This is a genomic window from Okeania sp. SIO3I5 (assembly GCF_010672085.1).
Classification (GTDB): domain Bacteria; phylum Cyanobacteriota; class Cyanobacteriia; order Cyanobacteriales; family Microcoleaceae; genus Trichodesmium.
The window spans coordinates 1-26620 of sequence record NZ_JAAHHT010000122.1 but is presented as its reverse complement, the minus strand read 5'-3'; the positions used below and the strand labels follow the sequence as shown (position 1 = coordinate 26620).

General features: G+C 34.4%; 25 protein-coding genes. 10 read left to right on the top strand and 15 right to left on the bottom strand.

The annotated features are described in order from the left end of the window. Nucleotides 1-2135 precede the first annotated feature (2135 nt). On the top strand, nt 2136-4328 hold the full coding sequence (locus F6K40_RS23990) for a transglycosylase domain-containing protein (protein WP_293139613.1): 2193 nt from the start codon (nt 2136-2138) through the stop codon (nt 4326-4328). 123 nt (nt 4329-4451) lie between these two features. Here F6K40_RS23990 and F6K40_RS23985 read toward each other — a convergent pair whose 3' ends face one another. From F6K40_RS23985 to F6K40_RS23975, 3 genes are all read right to left on the bottom strand, one after another. After that, nucleotides 4452-4898 (bottom strand): helix-turn-helix domain-containing protein, encoded by a 447-nt coding sequence (locus F6K40_RS23985; protein ID WP_293139612.1) that lies wholly within the window; start codon nt 4896-4898, stop codon nt 4452-4454. A 914-nt stretch (nt 4899-5812) separates the two neighbouring features. Continuing rightward, a complete protein-coding gene (locus tag F6K40_RS23980; protein ID WP_293139611.1) occupies nt 5813-6088 on the bottom strand; it encodes a hypothetical protein in 276 nt (91 codons plus the stop codon). A gap of 877 nt (nt 6089-6965) precedes the next feature. Then, nucleotides 6966-7856, bottom strand: a complete 891-nt coding sequence (locus tag F6K40_RS23975; protein WP_293139610.1) for an ABC transporter permease — start codon at nt 7854-7856, stop codon at nt 6966-6968. Between the two features lie 696 nt (nt 7857-8552). Here F6K40_RS23975 and F6K40_RS23970 point away from each other — a divergent pair. The 5 genes from F6K40_RS23970 (at nt 8553) to F6K40_RS23950 (ending at nt 15704) form a co-directional block, all read left to right on the top strand. Continuing rightward, nucleotides 8553-9359, top strand: a complete 807-nt coding sequence (locus F6K40_RS23970) for an aspartyl/asparaginyl beta-hydroxylase domain-containing protein (RefSeq protein ID WP_293139609.1) — start codon at nt 8553-8555, stop codon at nt 9357-9359. A 1182-nt stretch (nt 9360-10541) separates the two neighbouring features. Continuing rightward, nucleotides 10542-12059: a GMC family oxidoreductase N-terminal domain-containing protein gene (locus tag F6K40_RS23965; protein WP_293139608.1), complete on the top strand. Its 1518-nt coding sequence runs from the start codon at nt 10542-10544 to the stop codon at nt 12057-12059. A 67-nt stretch (nt 12060-12126) separates the two neighbouring features. Next, nucleotides 12127-14226: an HNH endonuclease gene (locus tag F6K40_RS23960; RefSeq protein WP_293139607.1), complete on the top strand. Its 2100-nt coding sequence runs from the start codon at nt 12127-12129 to the stop codon at nt 14224-14226. After that, the gene (locus tag F6K40_RS23955) at nt 14207-14809 is read left to right on the top strand and encodes a hypothetical protein (RefSeq protein WP_293139606.1); all 603 of its coding nucleotides are present in this window, start codon (nt 14207-14209) and stop codon (nt 14807-14809) included. The genes F6K40_RS23960 and F6K40_RS23955 overlap by 20 nt, the downstream gene beginning before the upstream one ends. Before the next feature lie 118 nt (nt 14810-14927). Then, a complete protein-coding gene (locus F6K40_RS23950; RefSeq protein ID WP_293139605.1) occupies nt 14928-15704 on the top strand; it encodes an NAD-dependent epimerase/dehydratase family protein in 777 nt (258 codons plus the stop codon). Nucleotides 15705-16276: 572 nt separating this feature from the next. On the opposite strand, the gene F6K40_RS23945 is transcribed toward F6K40_RS23950, so the two are convergent. The 4 genes from F6K40_RS23945 to F6K40_RS23930 all read right to left on the bottom strand — a co-directional run bounded on the left by F6K40_RS23945 (nt 16277) and on the right by F6K40_RS23930 (nt 19213). Then, the gene (locus F6K40_RS23945) at nt 16277-17293 is read right to left on the bottom strand and encodes a gamma-glutamylcyclotransferase family protein (protein ID WP_293139604.1); all 1017 of its coding nucleotides are present in this window, start codon (nt 17291-17293) and stop codon (nt 16277-16279) included. A 262-nt stretch (nt 17294-17555) separates the two neighbouring features. After that, on the bottom strand, nt 17556-17807 hold the full coding sequence (locus tag F6K40_RS23940; RefSeq protein WP_293139603.1) for a toxin-antitoxin system TumE family protein: 252 nt from the start codon (nt 17805-17807) through the stop codon (nt 17556-17558). Between the two features lie 232 nt (nt 17808-18039). Then, nucleotides 18040-18327: a hypothetical protein gene (locus tag F6K40_RS23935; protein ID WP_293139602.1), complete on the bottom strand. Its 288-nt coding sequence runs from the start codon at nt 18325-18327 to the stop codon at nt 18040-18042. A gap of 67 nt (nt 18328-18394) precedes the next feature. Further along, nucleotides 18395-19213: a class I SAM-dependent methyltransferase gene (locus tag F6K40_RS23930; RefSeq protein WP_293139601.1), complete on the bottom strand. Its 819-nt coding sequence runs from the start codon at nt 19211-19213 to the stop codon at nt 18395-18397. Between the two features lie 459 nt (nt 19214-19672). Between F6K40_RS23930 and F6K40_RS23925 the strand changes: the two genes are divergently transcribed. From F6K40_RS23925 to F6K40_RS23910, 4 genes are all read left to right on the top strand, one after another. Continuing rightward, the gene (locus tag F6K40_RS23925) at nt 19673-20791 is read left to right on the top strand and encodes an AAA family ATPase (RefSeq protein ID WP_293139600.1); all 1119 of its coding nucleotides are present in this window, start codon (nt 19673-19675) and stop codon (nt 20789-20791) included. Nucleotides 20792-20997: 206 nt separating this feature from the next. Next, nucleotides 20998-21381 carry a hypothetical protein gene (locus F6K40_RS23920; RefSeq protein ID WP_293139599.1) on the top strand — a complete coding sequence of 128 codons (384 nt, stop codon included), beginning with the start codon at nt 20998-21000 and terminating at the stop codon, nt 21379-21381. A 97-nt stretch (nt 21382-21478) separates the two neighbouring features. Further along, a complete protein-coding gene (locus tag F6K40_RS23915; RefSeq protein WP_293139598.1) occupies nt 21479-22777 on the top strand; it encodes an AAA family ATPase in 1299 nt (432 codons plus the stop codon). Beyond that, the gene (locus F6K40_RS23910) at nt 22770-23420 is read left to right on the top strand and encodes an RloB family protein (RefSeq protein ID WP_293139597.1); all 651 of its coding nucleotides are present in this window, start codon (nt 22770-22772) and stop codon (nt 23418-23420) included. The genes F6K40_RS23915 and F6K40_RS23910 overlap by 8 nt, the downstream gene beginning before the upstream one ends. Nucleotides 23421-23552: 132 nt before the next feature. Here F6K40_RS23910 and F6K40_RS23905 read toward each other — a convergent pair whose 3' ends face one another. From F6K40_RS23905 to F6K40_RS23870, 8 genes are all read right to left on the bottom strand, one after another. Continuing rightward, a complete protein-coding gene (locus tag F6K40_RS23905) occupies nt 23553-23756 on the bottom strand; it encodes a hypothetical protein (protein ID WP_293139596.1) in 204 nt (67 codons plus the stop codon). 165 nt (nt 23757-23921) lie between these two features. Further along, a complete protein-coding gene (locus F6K40_RS23900) occupies nt 23922-24122 on the bottom strand; it encodes a toxin-antitoxin system TumE family protein (RefSeq protein ID WP_293139614.1) in 201 nt (66 codons plus the stop codon). A gap of 83 nt (nt 24123-24205) precedes the next feature. Then, nucleotides 24206-24496 (bottom strand): hypothetical protein, encoded by a 291-nt coding sequence (locus F6K40_RS23895; RefSeq protein ID WP_293139595.1) that lies wholly within the window; start codon nt 24494-24496, stop codon nt 24206-24208. A 142-nt stretch (nt 24497-24638) separates the two neighbouring features. Continuing rightward, complete coding sequence (locus tag F6K40_RS23890) at nt 24639-24953, bottom strand: type II toxin-antitoxin system VapC family toxin (protein ID WP_293139594.1); 315 nt, start codon at nt 24951-24953, stop codon at nt 24639-24641. Continuing rightward, nucleotides 24953-25162 carry a hypothetical protein gene (locus F6K40_RS23885; RefSeq protein WP_293139593.1) on the bottom strand — a complete coding sequence of 70 codons (210 nt, stop codon included), beginning with the start codon at nt 25160-25162 and terminating at the stop codon, nt 24953-24955. The genes F6K40_RS23890 and F6K40_RS23885 overlap by 1 nt, the downstream gene beginning before the upstream one ends. Nucleotides 25163-25229: 67 nt before the next feature. Further along, nucleotides 25230-25610 (bottom strand): toxin-antitoxin system TumE family protein, encoded by a 381-nt coding sequence (locus F6K40_RS23880; protein WP_293139592.1) that lies wholly within the window; start codon nt 25608-25610, stop codon nt 25230-25232. Beyond that, on the bottom strand, nt 25600-25806 hold the full coding sequence (locus tag F6K40_RS23875) for a hypothetical protein (RefSeq protein ID WP_293139591.1): 207 nt from the start codon (nt 25804-25806) through the stop codon (nt 25600-25602). Before F6K40_RS23875 ends, F6K40_RS23880 begins: the two co-directional genes overlap by 11 nt. Before the next feature lie 289 nt (nt 25807-26095). After that, nucleotides 26096-26578 (bottom strand): MerR family transcriptional regulator, encoded by a 483-nt coding sequence (locus F6K40_RS23870; protein WP_293139590.1) that lies wholly within the window; start codon nt 26576-26578, stop codon nt 26096-26098. Nucleotides 26579-26620 lie beyond the last annotated feature (42 nt).

Below are 26620 nucleotides of genomic sequence, written 5' to 3'. Positions count from 1 at the left end.
GTGAAAAGTAATCTCTGATAACTGAAAACTGAAAGAAGGGATATCTGCTTATCTCGCTCAATTACAATTTTCTCTACTTTCTTTGGAAGAGGGAAAGTTATCAATTCAAAAGTGAAAATTCAAAAGTGAAAAGTAATCTCTGATAACTGAAAACTGAAAGAAGGGATATCTGCTTATCTCGCTCAATTACAATTTTCTCTACTTTCTTTGGAAGAGAGAAAGTTATCAAGTTAAAAATTAAAAGTGAAAAGTAATCTCTGATAACTGAAAACTCAAAGAAGGGAGGTACGCTAATCTCGCTCAATTACAATTTTCTCTACTTTCTTTGGAAGAGGGAAAGTTATCAATTCAAAAGTGAAAATTCAAAAGTGAAAAGTAATCTCTGATAACTGAAAACTCAAAGAAGGGATATCTGCTTATCTCGCTCAATTACAATTTTCTCTACTTTCTTTGGAAGAGAGAAAGTTATCAAGTTAAAAATTAAAAGTTCAAAGTAATCTCTGATAACTGAAAACTGAAAGAAGGGAGGTATGCTAATCTCGCTCAATTACAATTTTCTCAACTTTCTTTGGGAGAGAGAAAGTTATCAAGTGAAAATTCAAAAGTGAAAAGTAATCTCTGATAACTGAAAACTGAAAGAAGGGATATCTGCTTATCTCGCTCAATTACAATTTTCTCTACTTTCTTTGGAAGAGGGAAAGTTATCAATTCAAAAGTGAAAATTCAAAAGTTCAAAGTAATCTCTGATAACTGAAAACTGAAAGAAGGGATATCTGCTTATCTCGCTCAATTACAATTTCTCAACTTTCTTTGGGAGAGAGAAAGTTATCAAGTTAAAAATTAAAAGTTAAAAGTAATCTCTGACAACTGATAACTGAAAGAAGGGAGGTATGCTAATCTCGCTCAATTACAATTTTCTCTACTTTCTTTGGAAGAGGGAAAGTTATCAATTCAAAAGTGAAAATTCAAAAGTTCAAAGTAATCTCTGATAACTGAAAACTGAAAGAAGGGATATCTGCTTATCTCGCTCAATTACAATTTCTCAACTTTCTTTGGGAGAGAGAAAGTTATCAAGTTAAAAATTAAAAGTGAAAAGTAATCTCTGATAACTGAAAACTCAAAGAAGGGAGGTATGTTTATCTCTATCAATTACAATTTTCTCATACAATTTTCTAAACTTTTTTTAGAAAAGGGAAAAGGGAAAAGGGAATAGTGTTTTCTTGATCAGAGTTATACCAAGCTTGAAAAAAGAATATTACGAATAATAATTGTGATTAAAAGACTTTACCGAATAATTAATTAAAAATAACTTCTAGTCTCAAAAATGGTATGGAAATCATTCATTCTGACTCTTGTAACGGCGATTCGCGCAATTAGCAGCATTCCGCAGGAAATCGCCCCTACGACTCCTGACTCCTAATAAATAATATCAAACCCGGTAGTATTGGTGTAAAAAGAGTGTGGGAAGGGTGGGAAGTGTGGAAAGTGTGGGGAAATTATAGAAAGATTTGGTAATGCTTGAAGATGGAACATTTTTTTCTACCGAACCCGAACGGATTTGATATAACCTAGTCATTTGCAGCAAACATTTATCAAATTGGTATTATATGGTTTCTATTCCCTAGTCTTCGCTCTTTCTTTTTTTTATGGTAAAAGACTTATAATAGCAGCTCGTAGTTGTTCTAAACAGGCCAAATATATCTAGCGCAACTACAAACAAAGACTTTTTAATAGCACCCTTATACAAACATAATATTTTTTCTAATTACCTAATATAGCAATCCTGAATAGATAGGTTGCAATATTTTTTCGTAGGGGTTTGGTTCCAAAATCCCTTTTTAGCTTGGGGAAAGGAGACCAAACCCCTACAGTTTTTTTTCACAAAATAATTTAGGAGATGATAAAATTCTAGCTTCAGTACATAGTATAAACTTATTATATAGTCATTCCAGTTAAGATTGAGACACTTAAGCTTGATATAATCCTTGAAAATTAAGGATTTAGCCGTCTCATTTTTATTGGAAATAACTATATAGTAGGGGTTTGGAGACCAAACCCCTACAGTGCTACTGGATTTAATATAACTAATAAAATATTAATAGTAACAAAACAAATAGAAGAGGAAAAAGTTGCAGATGGCAGATAAAGAACAGAAAAATTTTAAAGAAATATTCTCAGAAACAGAGGCAGATATTATCAGAAAATCTAAGTATATAGAGTCTATAGTTAGGAGCAATAAAAATCGCTTAAACTCAGTCTCAAATATGTTGAACGAAAAAGATAGACGCCCTCGGCGAGCGCCTCAATTCGATCAAATAAAAAAACAGAAAAAAAAAGCTAATTCTACCAACAAAAAAACAAGTAAAAATACTATAAATATAAATATTAAAGGAATTTTATTTAGCCGAAAGCTGTGGTTAGGATTAGGTTTAATTGGAATTAGTAGTATTGCTATTTACGGTAGTTTGCAGTGGCGAAAATTAGAGCAAAGTTTACCAGAAATTGCCGATATTTCCTCCTATAGTAGAGACGGTACTTTAACAATAAAAGCTGCCGATGGTAAAATTATCCAACAAACCGGACCTGCTACTAGAGAAAAAATTAAATTAGAAGATATTCCTACTCCTTTAGTTCAAGCTTTTATTGCTATTGAAGACAAACGTTTTTATGAACATAAAGGAGTTGATTATCGAGGAGTTATGAGAGCATTTGTATTTAATATAATTGCCAGAGATGTAGTTCAAGGAGGAAGCAGTATTACTCAACAGTTAGCGCGGATGGTTTTCCTAGATATGGAACAAACTATTTTGCGCAAACTCCGAGAAGCAATGCTAGCTTGGAAAATGGAAAAAGAGTTATCTAAAGAAGAAATTCTGGAACTATACCTAAATATAGTTTATCTCGGTTCCGGTGCTTATGGTGTAGCTGATGCTGCCTGGGTTTACTTTAGCAAACCAGTATCCGGTTTAACTTTAGCAGAAATGGCAACTTTGGCAGGTTTGCCTCCTGCACCCAGTCAATATTCACCCTTGGTTAACCCACAAGCAGCTAAAAGTCGCCGAAATCTTGTCTTAGCAGAAATGCAAAAAGCAGGTTTGATTTCTGATGAGCGGGCAAAAATAGCGATCGCTAAACCAATGGAAATACAACCTAGTGCGCCGAAACGTCTCATAGTTGAAGCTCCATATTTTGGTAACTATATTCAGAAAGAGTTACCAAAATATGTTTCCCCAGAAATTTTGGCAAGAGGTGGTTTGACAGTAGAAACTACTTTAGATCGGCGTTGGCAAGAAAGAGGGGAAAAGGTAATTGAAGAAGCTGTTGATATTGATGGCGCTCGCCAAAATTTTGATCAAGCAGCATTAGTCGCTATTGATGCTACTACCGGAGAGGTCAAAGCGTTAGTGGGAGGTAGAGATTTTGCCGAGAGCGAATTTAATCGTGCTATTCAGGCGCAACGTCAACCAGGTTCAACTTTTAAAAGTTTTGTTTATGCTGCTGCCGTTGCTGCTGGTTTTCCTCCCACTGATGGTTATCGAGACTTACCGTTTACAGTGGATGGTTATAAACCGAAAAATTATGGTAAAAAGTATGCTGGTTGGCGATCGATGATTGATTCTTTGGCATATTCTATCAATGTGGTAGCAGTTCAGGTATTGATGGATGTGGGTTTTGAACCAGTGATTAAGTTAGCTAAGGATATGGGGATTAAATCTGAGGTTAAAGCTACTTATTCTCTGGCGTTAGGTAGTTGGGAGGTAAATTTATTAGAGTTGACAAATGCTTATGCAACTTTTGCAGCACAGGGTAAATATATTCCTGCTCATGGCATCAAAAAAATAATTAATCAAAATGGTGAAGTTATCTATGAGAGTAAATTTCAACCAAAGCAAGCGTTAGATCGGGATAGTGCAGCAATTGTTACCTGGATGTTGGAAAATGTAGTGAAATATGGCAGTGGCGCAAATGCTTATTTATACGATCGCCCCGTGGCAGGTAAAACAGGTACGACTGAGGATGCGCGAGATTTGTGGTTTATTGGTTATATTCCTCAAGTGGCAACCGGAATTTGGTTAGGGAATGACGATAACAAACCTACCTGGGGTGCGAGTAGTACAGCAGCTTATAATTGGCAACTGTTTATGAGGGAGGTAGTCGAAAATATCCCTGTTAAAGACTTTCCTAAAAAACCCAGTTTTTACGATCGCCAACCTACTATTGAACCTAAACCAGTGCAACCAAGATGGATTAGGTACGGGAAGATTGGACCTGATGGTAGAGAATTAAAGAGAAGAAATTATTATAGAGATTATTATGATAGAAATTAAGGGCGTTGCTGAATGATTGTATGATTTTTAGTAGGGGCGATTCGCGTACGTGAATCACCCCTACCACTCCTGACTCCTAAATAATTAAGATTAATATCATACACGCGCTTCCGCTTCGCCCGATTATTTTTTGTGATTTTTGATCAATTTACTCTTTAACTGATACCTAACAGTAGCATAAACTGCCTTGTAAGAAGCATTGATATTATATTCTTCTTGCAACCATTTTTGAATTTCTCCATAACTCTGAAAACCATTATCAGGGTCATTTAGTAGTTTTTCCAACTTATCTCTTGCTTCTGCTGAAATTGCAGGTTTGCGCCCCCCACTTTGTTTAACCTGTAATAACCCTCGAAGTCCTTCTTTGCGATATTGTCTTAACCATCGTTGCACTGTAATCCGATTTACTCCAAGAGTAACTGCCAAATCTTTGACAGTTACCACTTGACCAATTTTAAATAAATACAATGCTTGAATCTTCTGAAAACCATTGACGGTTTTTTGATGATTTAACAATGTTTTGAGTTCTGGAACTGTTTCTAGAATTTCTATTTTACATACCCCGGCCATATTTATTTTCCTTTAGATATATACTACTGTTTTCGCATTAAAATCTTTTCCATAATATATATAGTATAGAAAAAAAGTAATGGCAATTATAATCTTTTTTGAAAAAACTAAAATACATACTAATATCAAATCTTCGTAATTAGTTATTGTGTGATTTAAGAATCATAATTTATGTAAACTTGCCGTTGTAATAGTTATCTTAATTATCATAATAGTATAAATTGCATAGAATTTGTGTATTGTAGAATGATATATTTTAGACACATATACAACCGGATATAACATGAGTTCTATACATTTAATAAAAAGTTGTTACAAAACTGTGTTTATAGAGAACAATGAATAGGAATTTGTAGCAAATATTGTTCTACATTGTATGATTTGTATAAAATTTGATAATTTCAGGTAAACTATCTACAACCACAAGCTATCAAAAACATTGATAAAATTGAGAGGAGTAAGCATGGGTGAAAGAAACCTCATCAGAGTTATTCTAATTATCCTGACATTAGGTTACAGCGGTTCAATTATTTGGCTAAATAATGTACAAAATGTACAAAAAAATTTGGTCGGTAATTAATGAACCTATAAGTAATCAAACCTTTGAAAATTTATCCCAAATGGAAGATATAATTTTTGAGCGATGTATCAAATTTAGGACTTACGCATGAATGCTATTGGTAGGGTGTGTTAGCGCTAGCATAACGCACCAGCACACCATATATAGTGCCTTTGCGTAAGTTATGAAATTAATGAATCAGCCTTCGTGAAACGTGCCGGAGGCAATCGCTGATTCAAGGTCTCACTTGTTTTCGTTGGTTGCCTACCGATCATCTATCAAGTGCTTGAAGAGTAGCGTTCGCGAAGGGTGCCCGAGGCAATCGCTCAAGTTTTACACAAACGATGCTATAGCGCTACTTGAAAAGGGAACAGGGAACACAAAACTTAGAACAGCAGACTTTTAAAGGCTTTTTCTTATAGAACCCATTTGATATCTCTAGAAAAGAGGGAGTAGGGGAGCGCTCGTTTTGGCATTGTTTATTCATTGTCTGAGCTAGAATATTTACAACCCTATATTTTTTGAGTCTTGTACGGACTACACTCTCCACACTTCCCACACTTCCCACACTTCCCACACTTCCCACACCTCCCACACTTCCCACACTTCCCACACTTCCCACACTTCCCAATCATAGATCCCAAATGGGTTCTATAGGGAAATGCTCCGCAAACAGGATTTAGAAATGTCCTAACCTTAATACGTAGTGCTATATGTGCAATTAACCGGATTTGATATGAATCGTAGCCAAAATTTAAGTTTCCGCCCTAACCCACCGAACATTAAGCACTCTGACTGTCTTACAGCGCTTTTCATTTGGGTAGACCACAGTAGGGACTAACCATGGTTAGTCCCTACAATGTTTTGCTTGTGAAGATGTGGTTCATCAAGAAAGAAAAGCGCTGTAATCTTTGGTTGTGCATTCAGTCTCTAATTGATTTTATTTTTATTACTTGAGATTTCTAAAAACAAAATAGCAGCGCTGATACAAACTTTCAGCACTGCTCTCAACTCAACTTATTGACATACTCCCGACGTTGCCCTTCTATTCCCCCCTTTCAAAGGGGGGTTAGGGGGGATGGAAAAATAGGGATTCTGAGCGTCTGGGAAACCCTGACCGCTATTTAGACAGAGGTGATGTCCTCCCCCTGTGTTGACATTGATAATAACAAAATGCTCCTAGCTTGTGTCTTGGGCATATGAACGTTTAGCTTATGAAGGTATCTGAATCTGGACCCAGGGTTTCATCCCGACGCTCCCCTCCCCCCTATGCACGGGGGGTTAGGGGGATGGAGAGCGCGGGACTTCCCGCCAGGAAAGTTAAAACTTTCAGATAATTTCTGACATAGAATCCGGTTGAATAGTCATCATTGCGTTTCCACTGTCGCGGACATGAAAAGCGCAGCTTTATAGTAATCTCTGTAAACCTCTGAGATTGCTTCATTCCACTTTGTTCCAGTCGCAATGACGCAGGGTATAATAATTACTCGGTTCTCCTGACTGGTAATTTATGCAAACCGACGACGTAACAAAGGTTGAATTGCCACTAGAGTCACAATATCAAACACTAATAGCACCAGTAATGCTCCCCCAAAGGAAATATCACCAAAAGGCGCTTCCATAACTACACTACCAAAAGAGAAATCATTGTGTAGATATAAATAACGGATAGGTTCGATCGCATAGCTCAAAGGATTTAAACTCGCTACTACCTGTAACCAACCAGGCATAAAAGATAGAGGTGCTAGAGCAGTGCTAGCAAATAACAAAGGTAGATTAATTACAAAAACCGCTGCCAAAAGTTCAATGTGGCCTGGTAAAGCAAAAGCAAGACCCAAACTTAAACCAGTCACGCCCACAACTAACAATAAAATAATCAGGGCGATGGTAGCTAATCCTAATATATTAGGTAATCCGGCACCAAAAAACGCCCCAGCAGCAATAATAATTGCTGATTGAATGAAACTCAGGGTGACAATAAAGGTAGCTGAAGCTAAGACAATGGAAAAGCGGGATGTCAAGGGCGCTACTAACAGGCGGTTGAGAAAACCAAATTCTCGGTCGAACATGACTGGTAAACCAGCATTCAGGGCACCAGCAAAAGCTGTGAAGACAATAATACCGGCACCGAGAAATTGTCCGTAGTTTTGACTTTCACCAAATAAACCTTGGGGTACATTTTGGAAAAGTGCCCCAAATAGAATTAACCACATTAGAGGTTGAATAACTCCAGCAATTAAAGTAGTTGGCCGTCGTTTGAGTTGGATAAATAACCGACGGGTTAATGCTAGAGTTTCTTGAAAAAAATCTCCTACTAGAGAACCAGAAGTAAAGGTTGTCGTTTTGGTCTCAGACAACTGACTTATATTAGTTTGGGAAGGGGTGATAGTACCACTCATACTAGATTATTAGATATTATTAATGCAGAATTTAGGGGCAAAAGATCGGCATTGTCAGGGAATATTTAAAAGTCTTGATTGTCGATCTATTTTTCTGTACCCTTAACAATGGCCTTTGCCCGATCTACTGGTAATTTTAGCACCGCTATTCAGTTATCAGTTATTAGTTTTTAGTTATTAGTTTTTAGTTTTTAGTTATCAGTTATCAGTACCTCTCACTCAATTAGGAAATCTGAAATCCGAAATTTCCTTACAAGAGGTTTTACAGCAATGCATGAGGATGGTGAGCTACAGTGTAACACAGCCTGACCGGGCTGTAACAAGCAAGATGCTTGAACTGCCACTCATTACTAACAGGTTTCCAGCTTTTAACAAAAAAAAAGCTTTGTACCTCACGCGCGGGCGTGAAACTGCTGTAAACTTGTACCAATGAAAATCTTGGACTAATATAGGGGTACGCATTAAGGTTAGGACATTTCTAAATCCTGTTTGCGCAGCATGACCTAGGAAAAGCTTGTAACAGTTTACTATTCCCTATTCCCTATTCCCTATTCACGCTTCGCTACGCGCTATAGATTATTTTTTCTAATCTTTTAATTATTCTCAGCTCACAAAAAGTTAATTCTATATTATATTAACCTGAAACTGGTTGGAAAAAAACTGTCCAAACAGGTCAAATTCTAGCGAAAAAAACCTATGGTCAAACTTTCTTTAGAAAATCTAAAGGCAAAATTTAGAAGAATATTAATATATAACATTGGAGCAAAACTGCTCGGATACTTTGAAAAGCTAATTCCTAAGTATTCTTTAATTGGTGATACAGCATTTTTTGAGCCTCACCACTTTGAATGGGTGAATGAGATAGATGCAAACTGGATATTGATTAGAAAAGAATTAGATGAACTTCTGAAATATCGAGATGATTTACCAAATTTCCAAGATATTTCTCCAGACCAAGCTGATTATACCAGTCCAGACGATTTGTGGAAAACATTCTTTATGTATGGGTATGGAATAAAAGCCGAAAAAAATTGTCAAAGATGCCCGGAAACAACTCGTTTAATTGAAAAAATTCCAGGCATGAAAACCGCATTCTTTTCAATTTTAATGCCTGGTAAACATATTCCCGAACACCGAGGTCCATACAAAGGAGTTATTCGTTATTTATTAGCATTAAAAGTACCTGAACCAAAAGAAAAATGTAGAATTCGGGTAGGTGATGAAACTCGTCATTGGGAAGAAGGAAAAAGTATGATTTTTGATGATTCTTTTCCCCATGAAGCTTGGAATGAAACTGATGGAGTCCGTGCAGTTTTATTTTTAGATATTATGAGACCGATGGGTTTTCCTCTTTCATTTTTGAATGAATTAATGATGAAATTAATTGCAATTTCTCCCTACATTCAAGATGCAAATGTTAATCAGAAACGCTGGGAAGACCGTTTAGAAAAATTGCTTGATCAGGAAAAGAAAAAGGAGAAAGTTTCATCATCAACACAGTAATTTCAGTTATGAGTTATCAGTTAACAGTATCTCCTACTGAAGTAGGAGTCTTAATACCTGGTTGTCTGGTAAGAAGTTGGGAAGCTAGTTGATGATTTGAGAAGATTTATCTAAAAATATTTTCTATTTCTCATCTTTATGTTTACTGACTAATACCAATTTGAAAAAAGAATGTTATGAATAGTAATGGGGAGAAAAAGATTTTACAGGATATCCCTCTTGGAGAAAAAAGATGATTTTAGACTAAAAAATGGTGTTGAAGCCATTCCCATACGACTCCTGACTCCTGACTCCTGACTCCTAAAAAATCCCCTAGGTATTTGTAGCAAACATTTATCAAAATGGTAGAATTTTTTTCTATTTTTCACAGTTAAATTCTCAACATTTTATGGTAGGGGTTTGATATCCAAACCAAAGGTTAAATGGGATTTGGAAACTAAACCCCTACATTTTTTTCACAAATCATTATCGACTTTATAAGTTGTACATACCATTGTATTTTTGTCAATTTATACCTATTTATGAAATTATCAAAAGGTAAGTATTCAGCAGTCAACATTCAGCTATCAATTTCATTATCTTGAGAGAAGGAATTGGTATCTTCATGATTTAAAAGAATTAAAAGTATCGTTCAATAATGGATAATGGATAATGGATAATGGATAATTACCTCTCCCTAAAAGGGAGAGGATTGACTAAAAGGAAAAAGTTTATTTCTCTTGGTTGATTGGATATGGCGCCGGTCACCTATCCATCCCACCCTTCGGGAAACTGCGTTAACAACCGCTTTTTTCCCCTTTACCCAGGAGGCTTTAAACCTGAATTATTTAATTATTTAATTGTTTAATTGTTTCGGTAAAAGCTCATTCTTGCTTTATTTCTTAAAAAGCTGAGAGCTTAGAGCTGACAGCTAATAGCTGAATGCTTACATAAAAAGAGATTTTTGTATATAAATTAACAAAAAATTAGCAGTACATTACTTATATCTTTCTGGTAATTTCTGTTTGCTAAATTTATAGCGTTTCCCAAGCTCGTAAGGTACAGTTATCTTTTTGTCTTTATCATTCTCTGTTCCCTGTTCCCTGTTCCCTCAAACCTAAAATTTTGTACCTCACGCTTTTTGGGAATTGTTATATCTATTTTATTAATAAAAAAATCAAAAAATATATATATTGGGAGATAGTGGTGGGTTACGATTTTGATGCAATTATTATCGGCAGTGGTGCAGGAGGAGGAACGATCGCCCATACTCTAGCAAAAGCTGGTAAACGGGTTCTCCTGGTAGAACGTGGCCCAAGATTTAGTGATGTTGAAGCGTTTCAAGATGAGCAACGAATGTTAATCAACAAAGAAGCATTCGACGATCGCCAAATTCAAGTAAATGGACGTAGCGCCCAACTTCACATCGCTGGAATATTAGGGGGTGGCACATCCTTATATGGAGGGGTATTAATGCGCCCAAGTCCCTACGACTTCCATCCAGGCAAATTTTATGACAAATGGCTACCCCGTCACTTGTGGGATTGGCCAATTACTTACGATGATATGGCTCCCTACTTTGATCGAGCAGAAGCTTTATTTCATGTTGCCGGGGATAGGCCATACAAAATGCCCAATGTGGGAACACCAAACAAGGGTTATCCAGCGAAAGTTCCGCCACTGGAACCAATTAACCAAAAATTAGAAAAAGGTATCAAAGATTCTGGGTTAATGCCATTTCATCTCCCCTTTGGCATAGATTTCGATAGTTGTCTACGTTGTTCTAAATGTCCTGGTTTCTACTGCCCTAATGAAGCTCGTGCTTCTACAGTGGTGCGTGCTATTGATAAAGCAACTTTTAATTATAATCTTAAAGTTCAAACTTTTACAGAAGCAGACTATTTAGTTACTAATAGCAATAAAAAAGTTACGGGTATTCGCCTCCGTTGTCGCCAAACTAGCAAGGTTGAGGAACTAACAGCTAAAGTTTATATTCTTTCTGCGGGAGCTTTGGGTAGTCCGGTTATTTTGATGAAGTCTGGTTTAACAGGACGTAGCGGACAAGTAGGGCGGAATTATATGTATCATTGTGGTGCTTTAGTGGCGGGATTATTTAAACAAGAGACGGGAGGAGCGGATAAATTTATTAAACAGTTGGGATTTACAGATTTGTATCTGGGAAGTAAGGAATTTCCTCACAAATTAGGGTTAGCTCAAACAGTACCTATTCCCGGACTTCTTTCTCTACAACAAAATTTTCCTATACCAATACCAAAAGCGATCGCTGAATTTCTGCTGAAGCGGATGTTGGCAATAACTGGCATTGTGGAAGATTTACCCCAAGAAGAAAATCGGATAGAACTAGGTAAGGATGGGAAAATTCGTCTGTTCCATAAGTTTCATCCTTATGATGTTTACCGTTCTCGGTACTATAAGAGGAAGTTAGGACAGGTATTTCGGTCAGCAGGAGCAGTATTATCTTTTGGAGCAACGGGTGATAAGGATGATATTCATACATCCCATCAGGTAGGTACAACTCGGTTTGGTAGCGATCCAAATACATCTGTGCTTGATCAAGATTGTCGTTTGCATGAGCATGAGAATGTTTTTGTTGTGGATGGTGGGTTTATGCCAAATGCTTTGGGTGTTAGTCCTGCTTTGACTATTGCGGCGAATGCTTTGAGGGTTGGGGATTTTATGTTGCAAAAAGCGATAATTTGACGTTGACGAAACCCAGTGCGAGCATCTTGCTCGCCAGTAATGTACCCTACAAATTTTTTAGATTTTGATGAAAAGAAGTTTTAATAAATCAGAACGCCAGATTTTATATGATGCTTACTTTGGTCTTTGTGCTATTTGTGGTTGTAAACTAAAGGAAGGCTTTCACATCGATCATATAATTCCTTGGAGTAAAGGAGGTAAAACAGAACTATCTAATGCTCAACCTCTATGCCCAAGTTGCAATCTCAAAAAATCAAATCGAACAGGAGAAAATATGGCTCAAACTTGGTTAGGTGTTACTTTGCCAGATTGGTTTATACCTCGTGAATGGCAAGAAGAAGCATTTAAAATTTATGAGCAAAAGTGTATTGGGGGTGATGAGGCGAATTTTCTTTTAGGAGCTTGTCCAGGAGCAGGTAAAACACACTTTATTTGTGCTGTTATATATGTTCTTAAGAAACTAAATTATATTCACTGGGCAATTATTTGTGTTCCTGGGGACCACTTAAGAACTCAATTTGCTAGAGATGCTTTGGAATGGGAGCTAGATTTATTTGGAACAACTAAGTCTTGTGTAGTTGATGACTATCATGGAGAAGTAGTTACCTATCCTCAACTTGACAATGGAAAATCTACCTACAAGCAAAGAATTCATAAGTTTCATGGTAGGGTTTTAATCATTGGGGATGAAATACACCACCTCAGTGACGAAAATAGTTGGGGCGAAGGTTTTACTTTTGCTTTTTCTGAAGCAAGGTACAGATTATTTACTACTGGTACTCCTTTTCGCAGCGATAATGAAAAAATTGTTGGGAATTGGATAACTTATGAAGAAACAAATAGAGGCGATCGAGAATGTTGTCTTGATTATCGCTACGGTTATGATAGTGCTGTTAAGGATAGGGTAGTCAGACCTATTGTTTTTCCCGAATATGATGGTCAGTTTGAATACTGGAAAGGCGATAAAGTTTATCAACAAAGTTTTGAGGAAGCTGAGACTCATTGGGAACAAAGTTACTGTTTACAAACAGCACTAAGTATAGAAGGTGACTGGATTAAAGATATCATTAAAGAAGCAGATAATAAATTATTAGAAATTAGGCAAAATACTAATCATAAAAATGCCGCAGGTTTAATTGTTTGTCAACCTCGCAAAGGTGACGATGGCGCTCCCTACGCTCAAAAGGTCTGTCAATTACTTAAAAAATTAACAGGTGATAAATCTGTTTTAGTAACTTATGAAGATGAAAGAGCTTCTAAGTTAATTGAAGACTTTGCAGTAGGAGATGAAAATTCGCCTCGGTGGATAGTAGCTATTAAAAAAGTTTCTGAGGGAGTTTCTATTAAGCGTTTAAGGGTTTGCGTTTACGCCACAAATATATTAACAAGAATGTTCTTTGAGCAGGTAGTAGGAAGAATTACTCGGGTTATTCCTAACATAGATAGGCAGATAGCTTATATGTATATTCCTCGCCATCATACTCTAGAAACGTATGCAATAGATTTTGAGAAAGCTGCTACTCATGTTATTCAAGATATAATAGAAGCAGAAAAATCAAAATCTAATAATGGTAATGGAAGAGAAAATGAATCTAGTTCAGGCTTCTTTTTGCCTGCTGCTTCAACTGCTGAATTGGAAGGTCATATATTTCGTGGAGAGCAGCATGAAAGAGAGCTAATTGAGGAAGCCCAAAGATTTAAAGAAACTAATAATTTACTTGGTTATGATGAGGTTATTATAGCTAGAATAATGGGTTTAGCAGAAGTTAAAGCTACTAACAAAACTCCGAATAAATCTGAAAATGAGGAAATTTTCAAACCAGATCAATATCAATCTGAAAAAATTAAGGAACTCAAGCATGAAAGAGTAAATAAATCAAAAAAAAGAATGCAAATGCTGACCCGTAAATTAGCACGTTTAGAATTAAATTTGGGTAATAAAAAACTGACTAAAGACGAAAGTAAAAAATTAGGAGAAAGTATAAAAAATATTAACAAAGCAGCAGCAAGACAATTTGGCACTTATAACGATGACTCTACTGAGGAAACCATTAATAAAAAAATTCATTGGTTAGAAGAACAAATTAAAATACAAAAGCAAATTGCAACTAACAAAGATGACGATGATGAGGAGGAATATAGATTGTATGGTGAAGAAGAAATTTAAGCGAGAAGGGTTTGTTTATATTGAACCTAATCTACCAGAACCAAACATTATTGAAGTAACAGATCGTGACCTACATGAACAAGCTCATAAAAACTTTATTAGTACAGATGGTCTGACAAAAGATATTAGAATGCAGACTTTTTCAATGTCTATAGCAGCTCAATTTAAAAGACTAATAGAACGTGAAGCTTGGTATTGCATATACATTCCTAACCTGAGTAAATATGTCAGCTTCAATAAACATAAATCACCTAGTGGAGAGCTAGATCATAGAGCTAATTTCTTAGACTGGGTAAGAGCAGCTCAAGATGATGGAGGTTTACATTTTGACCCTACCAAACTTGATGCTCTTCTGAAAGGAACTGAAGCTTGGAAAGTTTATCGGCAGTTAATGGATGGAAGTCATCAAGATAGTAATAGTTATAAGTTTTTAGACAGTCAATATTTCTCAAAAATTGATGATAAACCCAAAACTATTAATATCAAAATAGACGAGCCAGAAGAAACAGCGATTAAACTTTTAGAACACTATAAAGGTAAGAATTTAGAAAAGCTTATTCAGCTCCTTAAAGAGAATTTATAAAAGCAAAAATCAGTAATACTTAAAGCCTCTGTATAATGCTAAGAGCTTTTTCTTTATTCAACCAGACATAATATAATAGCTACTTGCTACTGAACTGTTAGTTAATAGATAAAATCAAATGAAAACTGTTGTAATTACTGGAATTTCGGGCACTTTAGGTAGTGCGATGGGTAAAGCATATAAGTCACGGGGGTGGCGAGTTGTTGGCGTGACTCGTCAACCCAAATTAGAGGGAGATTTTTTTGATGAATTGTGTGTTTCTCCCCAGGAAACTATTGAGGATGCCAGAAAACTATTTGAGTATGACCCAGATGTGGTGATTTTAAATGCTGGTCAAATTGAGACCGAAGTCGGAGAAGGTGGCATCCCTGTAATTGAGTTAGTAGAGTCCATGAATAGAGTTAACTATTCTTGGCCTGCGGTTGTTGGTACTGAAGCAGCAAAATTATCTCGGAGTAGACGTTTAGATGTAATTGCCATTGGTTCAATTGCCGATGGGAGTCCTTCCTGTTTCGGACCAGTTTATCATTCTGGTAAAATAGCCTTACATTATTTTTGGTCTGGTGTCGGACCAATTGTTTATCATTCCAGTAAAAATATGATTCGCCTGCGGTTGTATCGCCCTGGTGTAATTGCTGGTAAATTTGCTTGGGCACCGGTGAATCGTTTGAATGATAAAGCTTATAAGATTCGGGAAAATCGAGTTAATTCTGCTCCACCTGCGGATAAGGTAGCTGAGAAAATAGTTAATTGGATTGAGAATAGTAAGGAATGGGTAGGAACTTATGATGAACCTTTTGGGTTTAAGATTTTTAAGTATCTGTTTGCTTTGTTCCCCAATTTTTTCTACAGATTACAATTGTATGGTTGGCCGAAAGGTAGTAAGTTTATGTGATTAGTATACAGTGCGAGCATCTTGCTCGCCAGAGTAGGAGTTGAGTAGTGGACTGTTTCATCTTAAATGGTGCGTTAGATAGTGAGTGTGGTCTGGGTGGTCCGTGTGGTCCGTGTGGTCCGTGTGGTCCGTGTGGGAAGTACAGGATTATCATTTTTTTAATGTGGTTTGTTAATCTGAAAACTCTTGTAATTTGAATATCTTTTCACTTATTCAGGACTTACGCAAAATACGAAATTATACACTACCTGTAGGGGCGAATGGCATTCGCCCTTACTAGATATAGCGGTTCTGCGTAAGTCCTGTTATTGCTAATATCAAATCCGGTAGTATCGTTATCAAAAAGCGGAGAAACCGGGTTGGTTTTAAAGCCAAAGTTTATAAAATTCACCTCCTACAAACCCGGTTTATTCTGTAGGGGCGATTCGCGTTTGCTCCGCATTCCGCAGGAAATCGCCCCTACAAAGCAAGCGGATTTGATATAAGAACTGACAGTTTAAGAGACTTCTCCAAAAATGAAAAATAAAATCAATTATTATCCGTAAATTATCAATCGCTATTCCCTATTCCTTCTAACTTATTGACACCAAATAATCTTGCCACAAATGAAAGTTAGTTGTTCTACCAAGTAAAAATATACCTTCTCCTTCTTTTCTTGATTGAAGCAATAAATCACAAACATTTGCTACAACATAATCTAGACAATCTCGATCTGCAGACAATACATCTTGTTCAGTTTCATATAATGAAACACCTTCGTTACGCGAACATCTTCTGGCATAAAATACTGTCATATCTTTTCCTAATATTTGTTCTATCCACAATTTTGAACCGATGGAAAATCCTTGATTTGGATTACACATAAATACTAATCCACAAATACTACTAACAACAGGTTTGATAATTTGTTCCTGTTCGTTAAAAACTTCATTTAATGGGAAATTACTACTTTCTAAATCTTGAGAAGTATAAACTTTTTCATTGATTTTTTTTAACTCTTCACTGTTTAATTTAGTTATAGGTATTGTAGCAACTGGTTGACATTTTAAAAACTCTATCCACTCTGGCTCTAAATTACATTCTTGAGCGCCAGCAATTATAGTTTTTAAATATCTTTTAGAAGGTGGTATTCCCTCTTGAATTGTCAGATTTTGGAATTTAATTTCTTGGTCGTAAGCTATATATGCTACAGCAGTGATCGCCTTTGTTGAATGATAAGGAAAAACTTGTAAATTTTCTTCTTGATATATATTACCTTTAGCTTCTAATCCATCAATAACTTCTTTACATTCTGGTGATATTTCATACAAACAACCATGTACGATAGAATCTTTTTTATAAACTAAATTAGCATAACTTGGATCGATATTATTAATTGTCACGTGTAAATTAAATCTCAATTCAAAATTTTTTAATAGAGCCGGTTGAGAATTTAAAATCAGTAAATTAGGTTTGGTTTTATAGATTTCCTTTGTTTGAGGATTTGATGATAATTTGAATTCTAGTAATGATTTAGATAAGTTAGATCCATAAGCAAAGTATTTAATATTAGAAGTAGAACTTAAGAATTGTTCTGCATTGGATGGCATATAACCTCGATTCTTCAAGAATTTAGAATTTAGAATTTAGAATTTAGAATTACCTCTCCTTGAAAAGAAGAGGATTGACGAACAGGAAAATTTTTATTTATTATCCTCTTAAAATGGGAGGCTTTAAACCACAATATTTCGGTAATAGATGAATAATTTTGATTTTATCAGGATTTACGCAAGTGTAGTAATTCTATTTAAACAGAACTAAATTATTTTAAAAGTTTTCCTATTCCTAATTGATCTATTTTTTCGTAAATAATTATCCCAGATATTTCTCAATTTCCTGTAATACGTCTACCAAAGTAGGAGCATTTGAGGAAATAACGTTATCTTCACTTCCATCATGTTTATGATGAGGATGCTCAAGCAAATTTAGCTTTTTATGGTGTCTAGTATTGTCATAGCGAAAAATCAAGTTTTTGGAGGCAGTCATATATTGATATGCGTACATACCATGGTTGATAATTGTTTTAACATTTACATTCTTCACGGCAATAAAGAATAGAACCATCTATCAGGACTAAGGCCATGCAAACCCAGAAACCGGGTTTTTTTATCAATATTTTTTGTTAAAAACGACGATTTATCCTAAAAACCCGGTTTCTTTGCGTAAGTCCTATCTATAAAACTTATTTCACCTACAATAAAACCTCGATCGCCTGTTCGTTCATCAGAATGTAATAATAAACGAAGTAACTAATGAGCAAGAGTTAATTACTTCACGAATTTCTTGAACATAATCCTTAATTAACAAACTCAACCACCTGTAAATTTTCTACTTCTTGACAGAGATTTTTCAACATCCAAGATTCTCCAATCCATTCGTCTAATTCTAGAGTTTCTGTAAATTCATTATTTTCATATCTTCTGAGAAATTCTTCTGTAGATAACTGATATTTAGTCTCAAATTTATGCAATCTTTGTTTGGTTTGTTCAATACCATCAGACAAAGACTGTAATTCTTTTTCTACTGCTATTGCTGTAATTTTTAATGATTCTGGATGTTGACATTTAATCTTTATTTCTGGCATATTTATTATCTCCTTGAAAAAACGATCGCTTTTGTAGACTGCTCTTATATATGGAAAGATTTTAAAATCAATTGAACACTAGAATTTCATACTTAATCAAGTCAAAAAAACTAAAATACTCTAACCCTGTAGCTGTAATCCAATCATTGAAACTCTGAATAATTAACCTATTGATTATTGAATATGTAGGCTGCACATTTTTAGTTATATCAATTACTTTTTCTAGTTTAAAGTCTGTATTTATCCCAATATTTTTATAATCTTCTAAAGAAATAAATTTCACCTTATTTGTTGCTTTTGTTCCGTATGTATTAGTAATTAGGCGATTTAATATTTCTTTCTCTAACTTTTGCCAAAAGTAGTAAATTTTATCATTAATAATAAAATCTACCACTATCAATTTACCTCCTATTTTCAGGTTTTTTCTAACTTCTTGAAAGAAAGTTTCTCTAGATGGAAAAGAAAAAATACATTCTAGAACGATTACATAATCAAACAATTGCTGAAATTTTGGTAAATCACAAGCATTAGCACAAACAAACTCGACGTAATTATCATTTTTCGGTTTAATAATTTCCCTAGCTCTAATTACTTGAGCTTCATCAATATTTACTCCTACTAAATTTAATTGAGAAAAATCATTATTTAACATACCGATTGTACCGCCAAAACCACAACCTGCATCTAAGATACTAACGCCATTATTAATGCCGCTTAATTGAATCACTTTTTGAGAAAGATTATTAGCAGCTATACCAAAATCTAATAAAGTGCCTTTAGATTGAGAGGGATCTTCCCAGTAACCCCAATGAATATGTTGGCCAAATGCTTTTTCTAGTTCAGGATCTTCTGCAAATTTTTCAATGAGAATATCAAAATAGCCCATAAGTTTATTACTATTCAATCTTTTGTACTAAACAATACTAACAAGGAATTGGAAAAAAATTCTTTTTGCTGTCTATTGAATTATTTCAAAGTTTGCCTATTCTATAATAATTGATTTTACTTTTGATTTTTAGAGATGTATTTTTGCAAAAATTCCAAGTTTTGTAAGAGGTTTGGCGACTAAACCACTACGATGCTTTAATTGTACCAATACTACTGGATTTTATATGACTTGAAAATAAATTTATTAGGACTTACGCAAAGAAACCCGGTTTCTACGATAAATTGTTGTTTTTGACAATAAACATCTACGAGAAACCGGGTTTCTGGGTTCCCATGGCTTTAGTCCTGTTTCTTTGGGTTATTGCTTTTTCTATGAGTAGCTATTATGATATTAAGTTGGGAATAATTAACTTAATTAAATTCTGAAATTACCAATCGTAAGGATCTTAGTAATTTAATGTTAAAAACAGTACAATTATATAACTTTAAAAGTCATCCAAAAACAAACCTGAAATTCGATGATTCCCAACTACACGCACTGGTAGGAACTAATGGTTCTGGTAAAACATCTGTTTTACAAGCATTGCATTATTTGAGCAGACTTATAGAAGAAAATAATTCATCATTTAAAGATGTTTTTAAACATGAAAATTCGCCAGAATTTATAGTAATGAAGGGAGAAAATCAGATGTCTGTTGCTGTAAGTATTTTTTTGGAAGATAACCCTATACAAAACTTGGAATTAACTCTTAATTGGCAAAGAAAGGATAGTTCTGGTTGGTTCCCAGAATTATTTTCAAATCTGAAAGAAAACAAGGGTTCAGATGGACAAATCTCATTAATATCTTCTACAGTAATAGAGTATTGGAGATATTCAGTTTACTTAAAATTGATAGCTGCTAATCTTGCTAAAGCTGCTTATAGTGATGCAGTGACACCACAAATTGAGTTTGATGGTTCCGGTTTAGCACCGAACTTAGATTATTTGCGCAACGAAGCACCAGATAAATTTCAATCCTTGCAGGAAATGCTGCAACAAGTTGTTCCTGGTGTCAAAAGGTTAGGTATAAGACGAGCTAAAGTTGTAGTCGATCGCCAACGTTTAATAGAAGTGGATGGAAAATCTATTTCTTACCAAGAAAGTCAGGAAATGTCAGGACAAGAAATAGTCTTCGATATGAAAAGTGGCGATCGTATTCCTGCCCATGCTATTAGTGAAGGAACAATTCTTGCTCTGGGTTTATTGACAGTTTTAATGAATCCCAATCCACCTAATTTAGTATTATTAGATGATGTTGAGCAGGGACTTCATCCTCAAGCGCAACTAGAATTAATGTCCGTTTTGAAGCAAATTATTGCAGCGAATCCAAATTTGCAAATTATTTTTTCAACTCATTCTCCTTATATTGTTGATGAACTTACACCCTCTCAAGTTCATGTATTAACTAACAATAATTCAGGTTTTACTCATTGCAAAAGATTAGACGAACATCCAGATTTAGAATGGGCAAAACAAACTTTAACTACTGGAGAATTTTGGGATGCTGAAGGTGAAGATTGGTTCAATAATGAATAATGAATAATTAATAATTAATAATTATCTCTTTTTATAAAGAAGAGGATTGAATAAAAGAAAAAAATTTCTTTTTTCTCATTGATGCTGCAAAAGCAAGACAAATTCAGAATTTTGTCTCTTATCTGCAAAAAACGCGACAAATTAAAGCAGTTGTCTTTATCCGCGATCTAGATAATCAACCTGAGCGACAAAAAAGTATCGAACAAGTGCGCTCAGAATATAGCGATCGCCAACCTCAAGTCGCAATTGTTATGGGAATGGCAAACCGAAATCGAGAAGCATGGGTTTTGAATGGTTTTATTCCGCTAAACAAATCAGAAGAAAAAACTCTTGAAGAGATCAAAAATCAATTAAATTTCGATCCTTGTCAGGAGTCTCATAGACTGGGTTCCAATTCAAAAGCAGAACCTGAACGCAGGAGAAATCCTAAAGTGGTGCTTGAAAAACTCACAGGAGGAGACTTTGAAAGAGAACGGAAGTGTTGGGAAGAGACAGACTTGGAAATTCTACGAAACAGAGGTGTTAGTACAGGATTAACAGATTATATCAACGAAGTCGAAAATCAATTGACTAGCATCATCACAAATTAGTTTAAAAAAAGTGTTAAATTTCCCGTTTGGGAGTATAATCATGGTAAATTTGTGAAAAAATCACAGATATACCACTTTAGCTATTATTGAAAAGTTTATGCTGATTCAATTCAGTGTCGGTAACTATTTATCATTTAAAGAAATTGTCACTTTAAGAATGGTGGTAACAAAGGTTACTGCCAAGAATAAAAGTGTTGATAAAAATAATGTTTTTTACGTTGATGAAGAGTTAAGTTTGCTCAAAAGTGCTGCTGTTTATGGTGCTAATGCTAGTGGCAAAAGTAATTTGATTAAAGCAATGGCTTTTATGCGTTGGTTTGTGCTGAATTCATCAAAAGAAACTCAGATAGAAGATGCTATTAATGTGGAAGAGTTTAGATTAAGTACCGAGACAGAGGGAAAACCTTCTTTTTTTGAAATAGTCTTTATTTTAGAAGATAAATTATACAGATATGGTTTTGAAGTGGATGAAAAACAGGTGGTTTCTGAATGGTTATTTTATGTGCCAAAAGTTAGGGAAAGTAAGCTATTTGAACGGGATGAAAATGGTATCAATATCCCGACTAAAGTTTTTAATGAAGGAGAATTAATTATAGATAAGACGAGAAACAATGCACTTTTTCTTTCTGTAAATGCTCAATTTAACGGCAAAATTTCTACAAGTATTTTGCGATGGTTTATGGATTTGAATATAATTTCAGGACTACATAGTGATGTTTATCAACAAGTCACAGTTGAATATCTCGAAGATAGTGAATATGAAAATGAGATTATTCAATTAGTTAGAAAATGGGATTTAGGTATTGATGATATTAAAATTGTTCCCAGAAATGTTTTACTAGAAGAATTAGAAGAATTGCCTGGTTTTACAGAGGAATTTAGAAAACGTATGCTTGATGCAGAAGTGAAAATTAACCAAATTCAAATTAAAACACTTCATAAAAAGTATAATTCTGAAGGTAAAATGGTATCTCAAGTAGTATTTGATTTTCAAGATAATGAGTCAGAAGGAACTAAAAAGTTATTTGCTTTTGCAGTACCAATTTTGGAGAGTTTAAGGTACGGAGAAATTTTAATAATAGATGAACTTGATGCTAGATTACATCCTATAATTACTCGTGCAATTATCGAGCTATTTAACTCTAATCAAACGAATCCTGAAAATGCTCAACTAATTTTTACAACCCACGATACTAATTTACTTAGTAATAAAATTTTCAGACGAGACCAAATATGGTTTACAGAAAAAGATCGGCAAGGGGCAACTGATTTATATTCTTTAGTAGAATACAAAGTTAGAAATGATGCAACTTTTGAAAATGATTATATTAAAGGTAGATATGGAGCTATACCTTTTCTTGGAGATTTAACAAAATTATTTGAAAAAAATGGCTAGAAAAAAAGCATCTGGTAAAAATTATCAAAGTTCTAGGAATGGGAAAAGTCAATACAGTCGCTCAAGAAATAAAACAGTAGAAACACGAGAAATTCAAGAGCGTTTTTTAATAGTTTGTGAAGGAACAAAAACAGAACCAAATTATTTTAAAAGTTTTCCTGTTCCTAAAGATGTAATTGAAATTGATGTGCGAGGTGTTGGTAAAAATACAATTAGTTTAGTTAAAGAAGCTATCGAAATTAAAAAAGAAGATAATGATTATGACCAGATTTGGTGTGTATTTGACCGTGATTCATTTCCGGTCAAAAATTTTAAGGAAGCAATAAATTATGCTCAAAATAATGATATTAAAGTCGCATATTCCAATCAAGCTTTTGAACTTTGGTATTTGTTACATTTTAATTATCGTGATACTGCAATGTCTCGCACACAATATAAAAAACTTTTAACTAAAAACATGAATCAAAAGTATGAGAAAAATAGCGATGAAATGTACGAAATATTAGCTAGTAGACAACCTCAAGCAATTAAGAATGCAGAGAGGTTATTAGAACAATATAATCCACCCGATCCTGCTAATAATAATCCTTCCACAACAGTGCATTTATTAGTTAAACAACTTAATAGATTTGTTCGTAAATAAGTGTAGAGCGATCGCTACAATAATCTAACTGAATAAAAATATTCTTCAATCAGCAAAATCAACTCCTTTATATATTTCTAATTCTTTCCGTAATCGCTCTAACATCATTGATTCTCCAATCCATTCATCTAATTATAAAGTTTCTCCAAATTCATCATTTTCATATTTTTGCAGAAATTCATTTGTGGATAAATGATATTTAGATTCAAATTCTAAGAGTCGTTTTTCTGTACGTTGAATACTGTTAGATATTAAGCTTAATTCTTTTTCTACCATATCCTGAAAAAATATCTTTAATGATTCTGGATGTTGACATTTAATTTTTAGTTCTGGCATATTTACCTCCTCAGAATATTTTCAATTTCCTGCAATACATCTATCAAAGTAGGAGCATTTGAACAGATAACATTATCTTGACTACCCTCATGTTTATCAAAAAAATTGAGTCTAAAACCCCGCCTTTTAAAGCGAAATGTTTTTGGAGTGTTGCTCTAATCCCCATTACAAAAACAACTTCTGACTTCTGACTTCGTTAAGATGTCTCGTATTATCATAGCGGAAAATCAGACTATTTAAGACAGTCATATATTGATACGAATACATATCGCGTTCTATTGTTAATTCCACATCTACAAATTCTCGCACCATTAAAACAGAATTATCTAGAAACTTTATTTCCCCTCGAATCATACCTTCTCGCATCACTTCGTTGAGAGGGTATAATCTGAAAATGCTGCACTACTTCACAAGCTACTATTAAATCGTGAAGTTGCTGCAAATAATCCTCAAATAACAAACTCAATATCTCCCAATTTTTCTATCTTTTCTTCGAGTCGTTTCAACATCAAAGCTTCCCCTATCCATTCATCCAATTCTAAAGTTTCTTCAAATTCGTCATTCTCATATCGAAGCAGAAATTCTTGAGTAGATAACTGATATTTTTCTTCAAATTCTAAGAGTCTTTTTTTGGTTTTAGCAATTCCTAATTTCAGGAATTTTACCCTGTCATGTATCATATTTTCAATGGTGTTTTTTAATGACTCTGGGTGCTGACATTTAATTTTAAGTTCTGGCATATTGATTATCTCCTTGAAAAGTCAGGTTAGTAACAGTATCAGTTATCATGGTAACATTTGAAAACCAGCTTGAAGAAAATGGTTATCTAAAGTTAAAGCTGTAACTATCTTTCGTTGTTTCATAATGATAAATGACAAACAATCAGTAAAAGAATAGGATTTGTCTTGATGATGCAAGAAAATATTGCCATCCTTGATTAAATAGACTTTGATCGATATTAATCAATTCTATATCAGGACTTTCCAATAGCTGATTGCCAACTTCAACTGCTTTATAATGAAGGTTTCTACTATTAAAGAAAGTTACAACTTCATCAAAAATATATGTTGTTGTTACTAAAAAAGGCTGAGATTTTGCTATAAAGTGCCAATTTTGTAATACTTGTTGATGAGCATCTTCACTTTTTATTTCTAGAGCTAAAATATAGCTAGTATCCAAAAAATATACTTCTTTCATTATTGATTATACAGATAACGATCGTGGTTAATTGCGCCATCCTTTACATCACATTCCACAGGATTTTTACCTAAATCCCAAATAGAAGGTGTTTTTTTGATACTGGTGATAATAATTTTTCCATTTTCTTGAATAATCTCAAATTCTTGGCTTTCTCCTAACAATTCTTTAGGTATTAATAAGCCTTGTTCTGTTGCTGTTAATTTCATGTTTAATTACCTCTATTAATTTTGTACATTAATTCATTAAAATCGCCCTATTTCAGAATTGCAATGCTTATCCCAAATTTTCAATTTCCTGCAATACATCTACTAAAGTAGGAGCATTTGAGGAAATAACATTATCTTCACTTCCATCATGTTTGTGATGAGGAAAGTTTGGCAAATTTAGCTTTTTATGGTGTCTAGTATTGTCATAACGAAAAATCAAGTTTTTCGAGGCAGTCATATATTGATATGCGTACATACCACGATAGATTATTGTTTTAACATTTACAAATTCACCCCAATAAAGAATAGAACCATCTATAAAGCTTATTTCACCTACAAGAAAACCTCGATCGCCTGTTCGTTCATCAGATGTAATACTGAACGAAGTGACTAATGAAAAAGAGTTAATTACTTCACGAATTTCTTGAATGTAATCCTTAATTAACAAACTCAACCACCTTTAAATTTTCTACTTCTTCACAGAGATTTTTCAACATCCAAGATTCTCCAATCCATTCGTCTAATTCTAGAGTTTCTGTAAATTCATCATTTTCATATCTTCTGAGAAATTCTTCTGTAGATAATTGATATTTAGTCTCAAATTTCTGCAATCTTTGTTTGGTTCGTTCAATACCATCAGACAAAGACTGTAATTATTTTTCTAATGCTGCTTTTAAAAAGATTTTTAATGATTCTGGGTGCTGACATTTAATTTTAATTTCTGGCATATTTCTTATATCTTTTCAGATTATTCATTTTCTGTTTCCCAATCTTCAGCAATCCTAACTAATAAAGGCAGAAGATCAAAATCTTAATACTGTGACGATTTCTCACAAACAAACAGCACAAAGCCTGCTGAAGTTATTGTCAGTTAAGCTGCTCACAGCGAATAAATATTTTTTTGTGACGAACAAGCGTGACGAATGAAACCAGTTAAACTAAGCCAAGCTGTTTGCTCGGTTCCCTTGCAGTACTTGGATCTAGGTTAAATTCAGTATGTAGAAATTGCACTGCCTCATAAGTCTCAATCCACACATGAGCACCACAATTTGCTGGTTTGTAAGGTCGATACACGATATAGCAAGGACCTGAAATATATAATTCATAACCATAATCGTTGCGCTTGCTGTCTTTGAGAGACACTACTGGTTGAAATTGCTCTGGAGGCTTTCCTTTATTACCTTGAATGTTGTGTTGATTAACATGAATCATTTGTGCTTTCTTCGCTTGTTGCTTGCGCCAGATACCTTCGGGACCGCGCCGAGCGGGAATTATTCTCGGCATTCCACTTTTAGATACTGGAATTTTCCAGAATCTACCATTTTTTTTGGCTCCTTTGACTCTTCCTTGAGCGAGTAAAACTAATAAACGTTGACGAGAGATACCTAATAAAATAGACGCTTGTTTAGTACCCATGATTCTTACCTCAACTCTTGGCCAATAGTAAAGTTTACTTTA

What these genes read in the sequence shown, in the direction of transcription:
- F6K40_RS23990 (WP_293139613.1), top strand. Translation starts at nt 2,136, where the DNA reads ATGGCAGATAAAGAACAGAAAAATTTTAAAGAAATATTCTCAGAAACA.
- F6K40_RS23985 (WP_293139612.1), bottom strand. Translation starts at nt 4,898, where the DNA reads ATGGCCGGGGTATGTAAAATAGAAATTCTAGAAACAGTTCCAGAACTC.
- F6K40_RS23975 (WP_293139610.1), bottom strand. Translation starts at nt 7,856, where the DNA reads ATGAGTGGTACTATCACCCCTTCCCAAACTAATATAAGTCAGTTGTCT.
- F6K40_RS23970 (WP_293139609.1), top strand. Translation starts at nt 8,553, where the DNA reads ATGGTCAAACTTTCTTTAGAAAATCTAAAGGCAAAATTTAGAAGAATA.
- F6K40_RS23960 (WP_293139607.1), top strand. Translation starts at nt 12,127, where the DNA reads ATGAAAAGAAGTTTTAATAAATCAGAACGCCAGATTTTATATGATGCT.
- F6K40_RS23955 (WP_293139606.1), top strand. Translation starts at nt 14,207, where the DNA reads ATGGTGAAGAAGAAATTTAAGCGAGAAGGGTTTGTTTATATTGAACCT.
- F6K40_RS23950 (WP_293139605.1), top strand. Translation starts at nt 14,928, where the DNA reads ATGAAAACTGTTGTAATTACTGGAATTTCGGGCACTTTAGGTAGTGCG.
- F6K40_RS23945 (WP_293139604.1), bottom strand. Translation starts at nt 17,293, where the DNA reads ATGCCATCCAATGCAGAACAATTCTTAAGTTCTACTTCTAATATTAAA.
- F6K40_RS23940 (WP_293139603.1), bottom strand. Translation starts at nt 17,807, where the DNA reads ATGGTTCTATTCTTTATTGCCGTGAAGAATGTAAATGTTAAAACAATT.
- F6K40_RS23935 (WP_293139602.1), bottom strand. Translation starts at nt 18,327, where the DNA reads ATGCCAGAAATAAAGATTAAATGTCAACATCCAGAATCATTAAAAATT.
- F6K40_RS23930 (WP_293139601.1), bottom strand. Translation starts at nt 19,213, where the DNA reads ATGGGCTATTTTGATATTCTCATTGAAAAATTTGCAGAAGATCCTGAA.
- F6K40_RS23925 (WP_293139600.1), top strand. Translation starts at nt 19,673, where the DNA reads ATGTTAAAAACAGTACAATTATATAACTTTAAAAGTCATCCAAAAACA.
- F6K40_RS23915 (WP_293139598.1), top strand. Translation starts at nt 21,479, where the DNA reads ATGCTGATTCAATTCAGTGTCGGTAACTATTTATCATTTAAAGAAATT.
- F6K40_RS23910 (WP_293139597.1), top strand. Translation starts at nt 22,770, where the DNA reads ATGGCTAGAAAAAAAGCATCTGGTAAAAATTATCAAAGTTCTAGGAAT.
- F6K40_RS23905 (WP_293139596.1), bottom strand. Translation starts at nt 23,756, where the DNA reads ATGCCAGAACTAAAAATTAAATGTCAACATCCAGAATCATTAAAGATA.
- F6K40_RS23900 (WP_293139614.1), bottom strand. Translation starts at nt 24,122, where the DNA reads ATGCGAGAAGGTATGATTCGAGGGGAAATAAAGTTTCTAGATAATTCT.
- F6K40_RS23895 (WP_293139595.1), bottom strand. Translation starts at nt 24,496, where the DNA reads ATGCCAGAACTTAAAATTAAATGTCAGCACCCAGAGTCATTAAAAAAC.
- F6K40_RS23890 (WP_293139594.1), bottom strand. Translation starts at nt 24,953, where the DNA reads ATGAAAGAAGTATATTTTTTGGATACTAGCTATATTTTAGCTCTAGAA.
- F6K40_RS23885 (WP_293139593.1), bottom strand. Translation starts at nt 25,162, where the DNA reads ATGAAATTAACAGCAACAGAACAAGGCTTATTAATACCTAAAGAATTG.
- F6K40_RS23870 (WP_293139590.1), bottom strand. Translation starts at nt 26,578, where the DNA reads ATGGGTACTAAACAAGCGTCTATTTTATTAGGTATCTCTCGTCAACGT.